The sequence below is a fragment of the Candidatus Baltobacteraceae bacterium genome, assembly GCA_036488875.1.
In the GTDB taxonomy this organism is placed as follows: Bacteria; Vulcanimicrobiota; Vulcanimicrobiia; order Vulcanimicrobiales; family Vulcanimicrobiaceae; genus JAFAHZ01.
This window is the reverse complement of sequence record DASXGW010000007.1, coordinates 40,842-54,493: the sequence shown is the minus strand read 5'-3', so window position 1 is coordinate 54,493 and position 13,652 is coordinate 40,842. Positions and strand designations below refer to the sequence as shown.

Here is a 13,652-nt window from a genome sequence, read left to right as displayed (position 1 = left end):
CCTTCGACAAGCTCAGGATCACAAGAGCCTGAGCTATTTTTATACGCCTATTGCGAGCCGCGAGATTCGCGGCTCGCTTTTTTTTTTGCCGGCCCGCTATACGGTTTTGACGACCGGACGGAAGAACCAGATGCACAGAAACATCGCGCCGCACAAGGCTCCGGCGAACGTAAACATGACGTGCAATCCCACCGCCGCGGCGATCGCGCCGTCGACGAGCGAGCCGCCGGGAACGACACCTATCGCAATCATCGTATAGACCGCCAACGCGCGTCCGCGCACGTCGTCGGGCGAAAGCGTTTGAATCAACGTGTTGGTCGCGCCCAGCAGCGCCATCGTGCCGACGCCGATCGCAAAGAGCACGGGCAGCGCGAGTCCGATCGATGGCACGAAGCCGAGCGCGAGCACGCCGCACGACATCGCGATGCCCGCTTGAACCCACAGCCGCGACCGTCGCTCGCGCTGCGCGAAGTACGCGGTGACGAGTGCGCCGCCGAATCCGCCGATGCCGATCGCCGACACCGCCAAGCCCAGTCCGTGCGGCCCCGCGCGCAGCACGTTGACGACGAACGCCGGAATCAGCTGGCTGTACGGTCGTGCGAAGACGGCCGTTATCAAGAACGCCAGGACGATCCAGCGCAGAATGGGGTGTCCAGCGACGAAGACCAAGCCTTGATGCATCGATTGCAGCAGCGGCTCGTCGCGCCGCACTGCCGGACGCGGTGACTCCCGCATCAGGATCACCGCGACGACCACCGCCAGCGTCAGCACTGCGTTGACGTAAAACGAGCCGGCGACGCCAACCCAAACGATGAGCCCGCCCGCGAGCGCCGGACCGGCTACCGCCGGCGCGTTGAAGGCGACCGAGTTCAAGCCGACCGCGTTTCCAACGTATTGGCGGTCGACCAGCAGCGGCACCCAGCTCTGCCGCGTCGGCGAGTCGAACGCGTTCGCAGCGGAGTTGAGCGCCGAGAGCAGGACGAGGCCGACGAGCTCGAGATGGTGCGTGCTCGCCAACAGGGCGAGGAGCAGCGCGACGAGCGCCATGGTCGAGTTGGTGACCATGAGCACGCGCCGCCGCGGAAGCCGGTCGGCCACGACGCCGGCAAACGGTGAGAGCAGCAGCACGGGCACCGCGCGCGCCGCGCCGAGGAAACCCAAGTCGAGCGCCGCGCGGTGCGGCGTGCCCGCGACCTGCGCGACGAAGAAACCCATCGCCGTAAACTGCATCCACGTGCCGAGATTGGAAACCATGAGCCCGATCCACAGCAGCCGGAAGTCGCGGTAGCGCAGCGCGGTGAGAATCGAGGGCGCGCGTTTGGGGAGCCGTTCGTTCACTCGACGGCACACACCGCCGCAACGATGAGCTCCGCCGAGCCCGCCTCGGTCAAACGCGACGTATCGAAACACAGATCGTGCGCGTGCGGGTCGCCGAACGTCGCGTCATACCAGTCCCGCAAATATGCGGCGCGGGCACGATCGACGCGATCGACTTCCGCCTCGGCGGTTTTGCGGTCGACGGCCATCGACTGCTCGATGTGCGCGATGCGCCACGCGCGCGGCGCGTACATGAACACGCGCAACACGTCGGGACGCTCGCCGAGAATTGCGGCCGCGCCGCGACCGACCAAAACGACGTTTCCGTGCGAGGCGTACTCGCGAACCGCGGCTTGCACGGCGCGCAGCATCTCTTCGTCGAAGTCCTCCGTCATCGACCCTTGCGCCAGTTCCGGCGTCGCGCGCTCGAGGCTGGTGATCCACCGCTCCCCCAACGTTCGCCCGGTATCTTCGCTGGCTTCGACCTCTTCAGGCGATACGCTCAACCGCTTCGCCACGACGACCGGCAACTGGCGGTCGACGTACTCGTACCCAAGCGCGTCCGCGACGCGTCGGGCTATCGCCAGCGCTCCGCAGCCGTACTCATTCGAGATCGTGACGATCACGATGATCCTTTCTGCCCGCGCCGAAGGTTGTCTTCGTGCCCATCATCGAGACGCGCGACTTGCGCAAGGTTTTCAGGTCGGTCAAACGCATTCCCGGAGCCTTGGGCGCCCTGCGCACGCTCTTTTCGGCGACGTACGAAGATCGCGTCGCGGTGGCGGGAGTGACGATGGCGCTGGAGTCCGGCGAGCTCGTCGGGTATATTGGTCCAAACGGCGCCGGTAAATCCACCACCATCAAGATGCTCACCGGCATCTTGGTTCCAACCTCCGGCGAGGTGCGCGTCGCGGGGCTCGTGCCGTGGCAGACGCGCAAGGAAAACGCTCGCAATATCGGCGTGGTTTTCGGCCAGCGCAGCCAGCTGTATTGGGATCTGCCGCTGATCGAGTCGTTCGAGCTCCTCCGCGCGATCTACAGCGTCCCCCGCGACGTCTACCGCCGCAATCTCGACGAGTTCGTAGACTTGCTCGAAATGACCGATTTTCTGCACACTCCCGTGCGCCAGCTCTCGCTCGGCCAGCGCATGCGCGGCGATTTTGCAGCCGCGCTGCTGCACGGTCCGAAGATCGTGTATCTCGACGAGCCGACCATCGGACTCGACGTCGTTGCTAAAGAAGCAATACGGCAGTTCATCGCGAGGATCAACTCCGAGCGTGGAACGACGATCATCCTGACGACGCACGACTTGGCCGACGTCGAGCGGCTCTGCCGGCGTATCGTGCTCATCGACGAGGGTGCGATCATCTACGACGGCGACATCGAACGCATTAAGGGAGAGTACGGACGCTACCGGACGCTGGTACTGCATTTGGCCGAGCACGTCGACGCGCCGTCGCTCGAGGGCGCCGAGCTCGCCGGGACCGACGGCAACATGGCGCGCTTCCGATTCGACCGTAACCGGCAGCGAGCCGACGTTCTCGTTCGGCAAGCCAGCGAACGATATCGCGTCGAAGACGTCAGCATCGAAGAACCCGACCTCGAATCCATTATCCGGCGCATTTACGTCGAAGGATACGCGCGCGACAAGGAGACTGCACAGTGATCGTTTCCAGCGGCACGAAAAAGCCGAAGATCCATTCCAGCGCGTACGTGGCGCCAACCGCCACCATCTCCGGCGACGTCACCATCGGAGCCGACTGCGCCGTGCTGCACGGCGCGGTAATCGCCTCCGAAGGCGCGCCGGTGACGATCGGCAAGGAGACGGTCGTAATGGAAAATGCCGTGCTCAAGGCTAGTGGTGGAAAGGCGCTGCAGTGGGCACTGAGCATCGGCGACCGCTGCATCGTCGGACCGCAGGCTTACGTTGTCGGCGCGACGGTTGGAAACGGCTGCTTCGTCGCCAGCGGCACCAAAATTTTCAACGGCGCCGTTTTGGAGGACGGCAGCGGCGTGGCCCTTGGCGCGATCGTGCACGTAAACTCGCGTGTGGGCAAAGGCACGTCGGTTCCCATGCAGCACGTCGCGTTCGGCAATCCGGCGACGATCTATCCGCCCGATAAAGCGCCGGAGATTCACGCGAAGATGCATTTCTACGAAGACGTCTTCAACCTCGAAGCCGGCGACGACGTGCGCGCGCGCGCGGCGCAAACCTATGCGAAGTTCCTACGCAAAGCGCACGCACAAGATAAAGTGCTCGACGAGCACCGCACGGCGGCGCCGCCGCCGCGGCGGTCGGGCGAGGAGCCGCCCCCGACACAGGCCACGGAGGTCGACAAGGTCGTCGACGTGATGATGCTCGAGCTCGAGGAGATGGAGCACCGCCGCCAGGAAGCGATTAAGCGGCAAAAGGGCAAGTGAATTTCGAGCCGTACGTCGAGTTCGCGCGCAAGGCGTTCGCACGCGAGGCGACCTACCGCATGGAGGTCCTCACCGAGGTCGGCTCGCTAGTTCTGCGCGTCTACATTCTGCGGTCGCTGTGGACGGCGCTCTACGCGCAGAATCTCGCGCCGGTCAATCTACCGCTGCACGGCATGATCACGTACGCAACCGTCGCGATGCTCATGTCGTTGGTACTCGAAGTCGACGGCACGCGCATGGTTCGCGAGAAAGTCCGCGAGGGGACGATTGCGACCGATCTCATGAAGCCCATCAGCTTGCCGATGTATTTCTTCAGCGACGGAATCGGTCAAACGCTGCTGCACGCGCTGCTCGTCATTCCATCGCTGTTCTTCGCGCTGTTGCTGGTGCATATCGACGTTCCGCCACCGGCAACGCTCGGCGCGTTCGCGATCGCGTTTCTCATCGGCTACTGCGTCAACTTTTTTTTGAACTTCCTGATGAACTCGATCGCGTTCTGGACGCTCGAAACCTTTGCCGTTCAGCTGATCGTGCGCTGGGCATCGGATTTGCTGTCGGGGCAAGTCATCCCGTTGACGTTTTTTCCGGGCATCTTCGGGCGGATTGTGTTCGCGCTGCCGTTCGCGGCGATCTATTCCACACCGCTGCTCATTTACGTCGGGATCATTCCGCCGAGCCAGTGGCTCGCGAGCTTCGCGGTGCAGGTCCTATGGCTCGTCCTCTTCGCCGGCCTCTCGTCGTTGGTTTGGCAGGCGGCGTCGCGCAAAGTCGTGATTCAGGGCGGCTAGCATCGCCACGCTGTCCGAGCTAGCCGCGATCGTCACGGCTCAACTGAAGAGCGATGGCCTCGATGCCGTCGTCGTGGGTGCGAGCGCCGCCGCGTCGTACGCGCCGGATCTCTTCGACGTGACGCAAATCGACTTCGCCGTCCCCGACGGCATCGGCCGCCGCAGCGTTGCGGAGTCCGTTGCAAAAATAGGATTTCGTCCCGCCGGCCGGCTTTTTACGCGCGACGGCGCCCAGTACGCGCTGCACTTCTCTTCTGGGCCGAACGAGCGCATCCTGAAGAAGGCCGTCACGATCGAGAATGCGCGGGGGTCGTATCGAACGCTCGAGCTGGTCGACGCCGTCGCGGATTGTGCGTCCGGCTTCGTTCATTGGGACGATCGCCAAAGTTTAGAAGTCGCCGAACGATTCGCGCGCGCGATGCGCGAGCGGATCATCGACAGCCGGCTCGTCGAAGCCTTGCACGAGATCGATCCGGCCGATGTCGCCGGACGTCAACGCCGCAGCGTCGCCGAGGGACGCCTCAAAGCCGCACTGCGCTAGGCACCCTACGACATCACTTCGTCGATGTAACACCAGCGCCACGACTCACCGGGCTGGAACGAGCGGATGACGGGATGTTTGGTCGCGTGGTAGTGTTTGGTCGCGTGCTTGTTCGGCGAATCGTCGCAGCATCCGACGTGGCCGCAGCCTAGGCAAAGCCGCAAATGGACCCAGCGCGAACCCGTTTTGAGGCATTCTTCGCAGCCCGCGGGCGTGCGCGGGACCGAATCGCCCGCATCTCTGATGTGCTCGCACTCCATCGAAACAACTCCCTTCGTCGCCCCGTATAGAGGCCATGTATCGATTCGCCTTTGCCGTGGCGGCGTGTGCCGCCGCCTGTCTTACCGTTCCGGCCGTAGCTCAGACTCCCGCCGGCTCGCCCGAGGTTGCACGGACGTTGCAGCAGACTCGCGCCGCGCTCGGCGCGGCCGCGTTGGATCGCGGCGGAACGCTTCAAATGGCGGGCACCGTCTCGAGCAGCGGGCTCAACGGCACGGGGACCACCGCGGGAGCTATCGGCAGCTTGAAGTTTTCCGAGCGCGCGTCGCTGCCGCCGCTCGTTCAGGCCGACGGCTACGACGGTGCCGTCGCGTGGAGTCAGGATCAAACCGGCCTGGTGTGGGTCGACGGCAGCGATGCCGGCCTTTCGCAAGAGATCGATTCGGCATACGGCTTCAACGATACGCTGTTTACGCGCAATGCCGGCGGAGCGTCGGTAACGTGGGGCGGTTTCAAGAACGGCGGCGCCCACCGGTACGCAACCGTATCGGTCACGCCGCCGCACTCGAAGCTGCCGATGCAAATCTGGATCGATACGGCCACCCATCTACCCGCTCGATACGTCGTCGCGATCGGTCAGGTCAGCTACGTCACGACGGTCTCTGAGTACCATCGCACGGGTGGGCTGCTCGTACCGTACCGCACCCACTCCGAATCGACGACCGGCAACGCTTCGGATTCGCACGCAACGTCGGCAAAAATCGTTTCCGGCGACGCGGACTTGGCTAAACCGGCGTCGACCGTTCACGACTTCTCGATAACCGGCGGCGCTGCGTCGACCTCGGTGCCGATCGAGATCGTCGACAATCACGTGTATCTCAACGTGATGCTCGACGGCAAGGGGCCCTACCGCTTCATCTTCGACACGGGCGGCAGCAACGTCATCGATCCCGCCGTCGCGAAGGAACTGGGTACGGCCGGCGCGGGCTCATTCCAAGGGACGGGCGCGGGCTCGGCTTCCGAGACGTTCAGTTTTGCAAAGGTCGACTCGCTCGGCGTCGGCGACGCGGTTCTGCGCGATCAAGTCTTCGCCGTTTTACCGGTGCGCCAAGGGTTCGGCGTTTCGGCCGGACAGAACGTCGACGGTTTGATCGGATTCGAGGTGCTCGCACGGTTCATCACGACGTTCGATTACGCGAACCGGAAAGTGGTTCTCACGATGCCGGGCGCGCCGCCGCCGGCCGGAGCCGACGTCGTCCCGTTCGTCTTCGGATCGACGCAGCCGCAGTTTGCCTGCACGATCGACGGCATCGCGACCCGCTGCTCCGTCGACACCGGCGCGCGCGATTCGATTACGCTGCTGGCACCGTTCGTTGCGGCGCACCCGCAAGTCGTTCCCCCGACGCGCAGCGCCGAGGGTGTCAACGGGTTCGGCGTCGGCGGGGGCGCCAGAGGCATGTTAGGGCGCCTCGCGTCGCTCCAAATCGGGACGTTTACGCTAGACGACGTCATCGCCGACTACTCGACGCAAAAAGAAGGTTTCTTCGCCTCACCTTTCCTCGCCGCCAACGTGGGCGGGAACGTCTGGAAGCGCTTTACCGTCACGTTCGATTACGGCAAGCAGACGATGGCGCTCGAGCCCAACGCCAGTCTCTCCACGCGCGACGCCTACGAGCGCGCCGGACTCTTCTTGATCCAGCACGACGGGAAGGTTATCGTCTACGACGTGCGTCCGAATACTCCGGGGGCCGAGGCGGGCATCGTCAAGGGCGACGTCATCACCACGCTCGACGGTACCGCTCCAACGCTGGCGCAGCTGCGCGAAGCGATCAACGGCCCCGCCGGAACCCTCTTACACCTGCAAATCTTGGGGAAAGACGGTACCACCAAGACGATTACCGTAACGCTGCGCGATTGGGTGTAGCCCTGTGTGACTCCGCGATCACGAACTCTTCCGCGAGGAAACGCGCGCTGAACGTGCCCAGATCGCACTGCATGTTTAGCCGCTGCACGGCATACTCGTTAAGGGCTTGCGACATGCGGTTGAGGACCCGGGCGCCGCGAGCGTCGAGCGACCCAACGCGGATAATCGGTGCGATGCTGCTCGCAGGGAAGCAACTCTTCGGATCGGACAAAACGCCGAGTTGGTCTTGGGCGATCTGGGCGTCCGTCGAAGAGCCGTTCGCCACGTCGGCATCGTCGAGATTGAGCAGGCCGTATTGATCGCCGTCGTCACAAACGGTAACGCTTTTGAAGTGGAACCCGCCGTAAACCGATTGCAGCTTTTGCAGGCCGCCGTTTGGCGCCAGGAAGTCGCGCGTCGCGGCCAATCGAAGCCGGGGAGCGATCCTCGCGCAGCGCGTCAAGGTTACGAGCCAGAACCTTTCGGCGGAGACCTGGGAGGTGAGAACGCAGGGCCCCTCCGTCGCGGGCGACGGTTCGAGGAACGTTACCCCGTCATGATCTTCGTACCGGAGCTTTTCAGGAACGTAGCCGGGGAATACGTCGATCTTCCCGGCCCGTAAGGCACCCATTAAGCTTTGCGCGTCGCCGTATCCGATGTGCCGCTCGACGCGAATATTTGCGCGTTCCAAAGCGGCGGCATAAACTTCCGCGATGACCGCGTTCTCGTTCACGCCGGTAGAAGCTACTCTTAGGCCGATCGTTCGCCTGGCGCCGCATCCTGCGACAAGAAGCCCGAGTCCTAAACGCAGCGACTCCGCGCGAGTCATGAACGGCCGCTTATGGGAGCAGGTACTGCTTTTCGACGGTTGTATGCGCGGAGTGAATCACGGCTTCTCCGTGCATAGCCGCGCGGATGGCTTGAATCTCCGCCGACGTGATGCCGTCGTCTTCAGTCGCGGCCATAACTTGGTCGCCGTTTCGCCAGTCGAAGTGCGCGTGCTTTATGAGTTCCACCCTTCCGCCGGGTAAGTCTAGGGCTTCGTAGACATACTTCGACGGCGGACCGGTACGAGGGTCGTCTTTAACGGCCATCAGTGCGAACTGACGCTTTCCTGGACGGTCGTAATCAAATTCAATGGCGGGCGAGGCCTTCGACCACTTGCGCGTCGTCTTGTCGTACACCAATACGCGCAGAGTTTGTATTGCCGCCAAGGTAGATCCGGACGGCAGACCGACCGGAGCGACAATCGTAAACGCAACTTTCGCTTGAGCCTCTTTCAAGGAGACACGCTGAGCGGCGGCCCCGGTCTCGAGCGCTTTGGGCGGCTCCGGCGGTGGGGTCCATCCCATGACTCGATAGGCTGCGGCGTAGCTGTTGACGACGATGCGTTCGAAACGATCGATGACGGCGAGCGACGCCTTAGGAAAGATCGCAAAAAACAGCGCGATCGCGGCGGCGGCCGCCAGCGCGTAGCGCAAGAACGGAATGTGCGGCCGAACCTGAGGTCCGAGCGGCGCAGCGATGCGATCGCGAACTGCGGACATCGGTACCGGCGGAGCGTCGATGCCGCGCACCATCGATTCCATCGCAGCGTAAAGCCGAGCATCAGCGTACATGTGAAAGTACCTCGTTTGGCGTGTCGCTCGGAATTGCGAGCGCCTTTGCGAGCGCGCGCCGAGCCAGCATGATGCGAAAACGAACCGTCGGCGCTGCAACGCCGAGCGCCGCGGCGATCTCGGAACTCTTGAGTCCGCCGTAATAGTGAAGCACGATCGCGGCGCGCTGATCGATCGGCAGCGTCGCCAACGCATTGTACAGATCGAGCGCGTCGCTTGAGTCGAAGCGCGTGCCGCACTCCGCTGCCGCGTCGATCGGGACCGTCGGGCGAAGCCGGCGGCCGGCACTCATCGCGTGATTGGTGACGATCCGGTAGAACCACGACGAAAACGTCCGGACGTCTTTGAGCGTTCGCAAAGAGCGCGCCATCGTCGCGCAGGCTTCCTGTGCGACGTCTTCGGCAAGGCTCCGGTCGCGTAAAATGCTTGCGGCGAGCCGAAACGCTTCGGGCCAAACGGCTACGATCAGCCGTTCCAGCGACGGATCGCCGGTCGTCGCCGATTCTACGAGCGCGGGGTCTACGTTGAGCGCCATGCTCTATAGACGCACCGCGGCGCTCAAGTGTTGTTACTCGACGTCCGGAAGATCCCAGAGGACGAGCTCGCCCGAGCCCTTGACCGCTAGGTGCTCCACGTCGAAGAGCCGCACGGCGTCGCCGCCTTTGAGCAACTCTCCGTTGACCTCGACGTTCCCGTCGGCGACGAAGAGAAAGCCGTAGCGCTTCGGCGCGAATGCCTTGACCAGGCTCGTGTTTTCCAGCCGCGTAACCGAGAACGTCGCCTTCTGCGTGATGCGGATCGGCGCGTCGACGCCCTCCTCACCGCTCACGATGGTCAGCCACCTATTCCGCCGGTCGTCGACGGTATAATCGCGCTGACCGTACGACGGCGCCGTGCCAAGTTTGCCGGGTAGCACCCACATTTGCACGAGGTGCAGCGTCTCGTCGGCCTGGTTATTGAACTCGCTATGCCGTACGCCGGTGCCGGCACTCATGAACTGCACGCCGCCTGGCCCGACGACGCCGTGGTTGTCCATGCTGTCGCGGTGCGCCAGCTCTCCCGAAAGCACGTAGGTGACGATTTCCATATCGCGATGCGGATGCGTCGGAAATCCGGCACCGCCCGCGACGTAATCGTCGTTGAAGACGCGCAGCGCGCCCCAGTTCTGGTTGTTGGGATCGTAATACTCGGCAAAGCTAAACGAGTGATACGTCTTTAGCCACTCGTGGTCGAAGAACGCCCGATCGCCGGCACGCTGGATTGCAAACACGGGAGAGGTGAGGGTAGCCATGCCCTTATCGACCCGCTCTCTGAGCGGAAGGGTTGCGCAGCCGGCCAAGCAGCAAGTGGTAGTAGAGCATCCCGCGTGCCGGACCGAGCGTTTCGAGAACGAAATCCAGATCGACGGCCTCTCCGGCCAACAGCGCGAGGCTGCGCGCCACACCGGAATCCCGCAGCGGAAACGTATCGAGCCGTCCCATGCCGCGCAGTAGAATCACCGCCGCGCTCCACGGCCCGATACCGCGAATCGTACGCAGCCGCTCCGCGGCTTGCGGGGTGGGCAGTTTCTCCAAGGTAACCTCGTCGATCGCGCCCTCGGCAAACGCGGCGGCCACCGAGCGAAGATGCGCCACTTTATTGCGCGAGAGTCCGGCGGTGCGCAACCGCTCCTCACTTGCCGTGAGCCACCGTTCCGGCGGCGGAAACGGAATGCAGCTCACGCCGCCGGCATCGATCGGGGCCGCGAGCGCCTCGATCGTTCGGCGCATGATCGATCCGGCAGCGTGAATCGAGATTTGCTGAAAGACGATCGCGTGCGCGCACGCCTCCCACAACGTTGCGTAGCGCGGCGGTTTCACGCCTTTGAATGCCACCGCTAACCGGTGCAGCCAAGCAATTCGCTCGCTGCGCTCGTACCACTGCGTCAAATCCACTTGCGTGCCCAGCATCCGAGCGACCGCCGGGAGCCAGCGTTGCGGCCCGCGCCCGCTCGCGCTCACGTCGATCGCGTCAGCGGTCTTTTGCGAGACCGCCACGATCGACGTACCCTTCTCGTCTTCGAACGCACGATGGTACGTGCCGCCTGCGTCGATGACGTCGACGACGTTGGCTGCGAGCCGCTGTAACGCGAGCGCAGTCAAATCTAGGCGGAAGGGGGAACGAACCGGCAACTCGGAGCGCGTCAGACGTCCTCCCCGAGATCCATCCGCGGCATGCCGCGTGGATACGACGACGGGCAACGCTCGACGAACTGCTTTGACAACACGGCCAGATATTCGAAGTTCTCCCAGATGCCCGGATCAAGGCGTCGCCGAAGGCGCGTGACTGGAAGCATAGCGCTCCAACTGGATAGCACGACGCCGCACCAAAGGTCGCACGCGATCGTTCTGTCGATGATATTGAAGCGCACGAACGCACCCATCGATTCAAAGAAGTTTGCCACGTTGCTTGCCGAGCGCAGCTCTTTTGGGAAAATCGGCTGCAACAATTGACGCTCGAGATCCGGATCCTTCAAGCGCTCGGGAAGAACCGTCATGACGAACTGCCGGGCATCCTGAAACGCCTCCGACTCCAACGTTTCGCGGCATTCGGTAAGCGCCGCTATTTGATTGCTGCCGCGCATGTGACGGAGTTGCAGCAGCGCGGCGACGGCGGAAGCCGCGATGACGATGAAGGTGCCTAGCGTGGCAAGTGCGGTTACCCACTCAAGGGACATGCGTAGCTCCAATCAACTTCATAACGGGAGGAAGGATTAACGACCAAAACGTCACAGTCGCTCGAGACGATGCTCGCGGCATATTGGCAATACTGGCGGATCAACGTTCTGACCTTGCTCGAGTATCGAGCCAACTTCATCATGTGGTTCGCGTTTACGATCGTCTATCACGGCGTCGCACTGGGCGCGCTCTACGTAACGATGCGCCAGTTCCCGTCGATGAACGGCTGGGACTTTCGCCAGATGTTCTTTCTCTATGCTTTGTGGATGACCGGACACGAGTTGCATAACGGCCTCTTCTTCAACGTCGTCACGGTTCCCGACTACATTCGAGAAGGGCGGTTCGACCGTTTCCTGGTCCGGCCGCTCGACACGCTCTTTCAAGTGCTGACGGTGCCGCAGCAAAACGTCCCCGACGGCCTGCTGCTAGGCATTATCACGCTTGCCTTTGCTACGGCGGCCGCCGGCGTGCACGTCGACTGGACGTACGTGGTGTTCGTGCCGCTGGTCGTGGCAGGCGGCGCGCTCATCGATCTCGGCATCTCGCTGGTTGTGGCGACGGTCTCGTTCTGGTTCATCCGCGTCGATACGCTGCGCTGGGTGGTCATGTCGCTCGAACAAGATTTTACGCGTTATCCGATCAGCATTTACTCACGCGGCGTGCGCATCGTGCTGACGTTCGTACTGCCGTTCGCGTTCATGAACTATTTCCCGGCAACGTATTTTCTGCAGAAAGCCGAGATCGGTCTGCACCTCAACCCCGCGGTCGGCTTGCTGACCCCGGCCATCGGCATCGCGTGGCTTGCGGTCTCTTACGCTTTCTGGCTCGTCGGATTGCGTCACTATCAAGGAACCGGCTCTTGAGGCGTTCGCTGTTTTTAGCCGGCGGTGCCGCACTTTTTGCCTTGCAGACGAGCCCCGCCGACGCGAGCGTCCTGCGCCGCAAAGTCGTGCGAATCGCCGACGATTTTCCCGGAGCGATCGGCGTCTTCGCGCGTACGCTTGCGCCCGGTAACCCACTGGTCGCCTATCGCGCGTTCGAGTCGTTTCCGACCGCCTCGATCATCAAGCTGGTCATCATGACGACCGCCTATACCCTCGAAGAAGCGCATCCCGGGACGCTCGATCGACGCGTGCGTTTCGACCGAAGCGAGCTCATCGCGGGGTCGGATTTCATGAGCGGTGCGAGTGACGGCGACGAGTTTACCGTGCGGCAGCTCATCGTTCCGATGATTCAAGTCAGCGACAATACGGCGGCCAACATGCTGATCGGTCATTTCGGCGTTGGTGCGATCAACGACGTGGCACTTCGCGCCGGAATGAATCAAACGCACCTTCAACGCAAGTTCCTCGACTGGTACGCCATCGTGCGGCACTCCGATAACGTCTCGACTCCCGCCGACATGGCGCATCTTCTGTATCTCATCGAAACCGGAGCGCACGAGGGCATCAGGACGATCGTTTCACCGGAGCATTGCCGTACCATGGTCGACGTCATGCTCGGGCAGACCGATCGCGACGCGATTCCGGCCGCTTTGCCGGCGGGAACGCCAATCGCCAACAAGACCGGCGAAATGACCGGTACGCGCAACGACGTCGCGATCGTCAATCCCTACGGAACGTCGCCGTGGATTCTCGCGATCATGACGAAAGCTGCGTACGACTATGGGGCGTCGTACGCGGCCATTCACGCGATTACGCGTGCAGTTGCCGGTCGTGCTTAACGATCAAATCCCGTAAATCCGCGAGTCTGTCCGCCGGGACGTCGCGTACCGGAATACAGAGATACCAGTAACCTCTGGCAAACACCAATAGATCGTGCTCTGAGATGATTCGATCCAGCCAATCCCACGCCACTTCGGCGTGGCCGCCGCGCATCGACCAGCTTATGGTGTCGTCTGAAAAAACATACGTTACCCCGGCTTCCCTAAGGCGCCGGTAGGACGCGCGTAGACGAGCATTCGTCATTTGCCCAAGAACCATAACGTACACGAAGAATGAGACGAGCGCCACGGCGCCCGCGGCAGCCGCCGGCAACCCCCACGTTTCGACCACGCTGAAGGCGAGCGCGCACGCGCCCAGTGCCAATAGCAAGGTCAGCATGCTACGCAGCCCTTTGGGTACCGAT

At 62.8% G+C, this 13,652-nt stretch carries 17 protein-coding genes; 7 read left to right on the top strand and 10 right to left on the bottom strand.

Annotated features, from left to right (window positions below):
* Positions 1-96: 96 nt before the first annotated feature.
* The gene (locus VGG89_09475) at positions 97-1,338 is read right to left on the bottom strand and encodes an MFS transporter (protein ID HEY1976763.1); all 1,242 of its coding nucleotides are present in this window, start codon (positions 1,336-1,338) and stop codon (positions 97-99) included.
* The gene (locus VGG89_09470) at positions 1,335-1,943 is read right to left on the bottom strand and encodes a cytidylate kinase-like family protein (GenBank protein ID HEY1976762.1); all 609 of its coding nucleotides are present in this window, start codon (positions 1,941-1,943) and stop codon (positions 1,335-1,337) included. Before VGG89_09470 ends, VGG89_09475 begins: the two co-directional genes overlap by 4 nt.
* 35 nt (positions 1,944-1,978) lie before the next feature.
* Between VGG89_09470 and VGG89_09465 the strand changes: the two genes are divergently transcribed.
* The 4 genes from VGG89_09465 to VGG89_09450 all read left to right on the top strand — a co-directional run bounded on the left by VGG89_09465 (position 1,979) and on the right by VGG89_09450 (position 5,067).
* Positions 1,979-2,983 (top strand): ATP-binding cassette domain-containing protein, encoded by a 1,005-nt coding sequence (locus VGG89_09465; GenBank protein ID HEY1976761.1) that lies wholly within the window; start codon positions 1,979-1,981, stop codon positions 2,981-2,983.
* Entirely contained in the window at positions 2,980-3,738 is a 759-nt protein-coding gene (locus tag VGG89_09460; GenBank protein HEY1976760.1) for a gamma carbonic anhydrase family protein, read from the top strand. The genes VGG89_09465 and VGG89_09460 overlap by 4 nt, the downstream gene beginning before the upstream one ends.
* Entirely contained in the window at positions 3,735-4,526 is a 792-nt protein-coding gene (locus tag VGG89_09455; GenBank protein HEY1976759.1) for an ABC-2 family transporter protein, read from the top strand. The genes VGG89_09460 and VGG89_09455 overlap by 4 nt, the downstream gene beginning before the upstream one ends.
* A 73-nt stretch (positions 4,527-4,599) precedes the next feature.
* On the top strand, positions 4,600-5,067 hold the full coding sequence (locus tag VGG89_09450; protein ID HEY1976758.1) for a hypothetical protein: 468 nt from the start codon (positions 4,600-4,602) through the stop codon (positions 5,065-5,067).
* Between the two features lie 5 nt (positions 5,068-5,072).
* Here VGG89_09450 and VGG89_09445 read toward each other — a convergent pair whose 3' ends face one another.
* Positions 5,073-5,327 (bottom strand): UBP-type zinc finger domain-containing protein, encoded by a 255-nt coding sequence (locus tag VGG89_09445; GenBank protein HEY1976757.1) that lies wholly within the window; start codon positions 5,325-5,327, stop codon positions 5,073-5,075.
* Positions 5,328-5,362: 35 nt separating this feature from the next.
* On the opposite strand from VGG89_09445, the gene VGG89_09440 reads away from it, so the two are divergent.
* Positions 5,363-7,210, top strand: coding sequence for an aspartyl protease family protein (locus VGG89_09440; protein HEY1976756.1), 1,848 nt, complete (start codon positions 5,363-5,365; stop codon positions 7,208-7,210).
* On the opposite strand, the gene VGG89_09435 is transcribed toward VGG89_09440, so the two are convergent.
* The 6 genes from VGG89_09435 to VGG89_09410 are packed head-to-tail and all read right to left on the bottom strand — an operon-like array spanning position 7,182 to position 11,524.
* A complete protein-coding gene (locus tag VGG89_09435) occupies positions 7,182-8,018 on the bottom strand; it encodes a glycine betaine ABC transporter substrate-binding protein (GenBank protein HEY1976755.1) in 837 nt (278 codons plus the stop codon). The two genes, VGG89_09440 and VGG89_09435, sit on opposite strands and share 29 nt — an antisense overlap.
* Before the next feature lie 10 nt (positions 8,019-8,028).
* The gene (locus VGG89_09430) at positions 8,029-8,808 is read right to left on the bottom strand and encodes a hypothetical protein (protein HEY1976754.1); all 780 of its coding nucleotides are present in this window, start codon (positions 8,806-8,808) and stop codon (positions 8,029-8,031) included.
* On the bottom strand, positions 8,798-9,343 hold the full coding sequence (locus VGG89_09425; GenBank protein ID HEY1976753.1) for a sigma-70 family RNA polymerase sigma factor: 546 nt from the start codon (positions 9,341-9,343) through the stop codon (positions 8,798-8,800). The genes VGG89_09430 and VGG89_09425 overlap by 11 nt, the downstream gene beginning before the upstream one ends.
* Before the next feature lie 33 nt (positions 9,344-9,376).
* Complete coding sequence (locus tag VGG89_09420) at positions 9,377-10,099, bottom strand: pirin family protein (protein ID HEY1976752.1); 723 nt, start codon at positions 10,097-10,099, stop codon at positions 9,377-9,379.
* Between the two features lie 4 nt (positions 10,100-10,103).
* Complete coding sequence (locus VGG89_09415; protein HEY1976751.1) at positions 10,104-10,949, bottom strand: hypothetical protein; 846 nt, start codon at positions 10,947-10,949, stop codon at positions 10,104-10,106.
* Between the two features lie 41 nt (positions 10,950-10,990).
* Entirely contained in the window at positions 10,991-11,524 is a 534-nt protein-coding gene (locus VGG89_09410) for a hypothetical protein (protein HEY1976750.1), read from the bottom strand.
* A gap of 69 nt (positions 11,525-11,593) precedes the next feature.
* Between VGG89_09410 and VGG89_09405 the strand changes: the two genes are divergently transcribed.
* The gene (locus VGG89_09405) at positions 11,594-12,388 is read left to right on the top strand and encodes an ABC-2 family transporter protein (protein ID HEY1976749.1); all 795 of its coding nucleotides are present in this window, start codon (positions 11,594-11,596) and stop codon (positions 12,386-12,388) included.
* Positions 12,385-13,248 (top strand): serine hydrolase, encoded by an 864-nt coding sequence (locus VGG89_09400; GenBank protein HEY1976748.1) that lies wholly within the window; start codon positions 12,385-12,387, stop codon positions 13,246-13,248. The genes VGG89_09405 and VGG89_09400 overlap by 4 nt, the downstream gene beginning before the upstream one ends.
* Here the strand turns inward: VGG89_09400 and VGG89_09395 are convergent.
* Entirely contained in the window at positions 13,220-13,627 is a 408-nt protein-coding gene (locus tag VGG89_09395) for a YcxB family protein (GenBank protein ID HEY1976747.1), read from the bottom strand. The two genes, VGG89_09400 and VGG89_09395, sit on opposite strands and share 29 nt — an antisense overlap.
* Between the last annotated feature and the right edge of the window lie 25 nt (positions 13,628-13,652).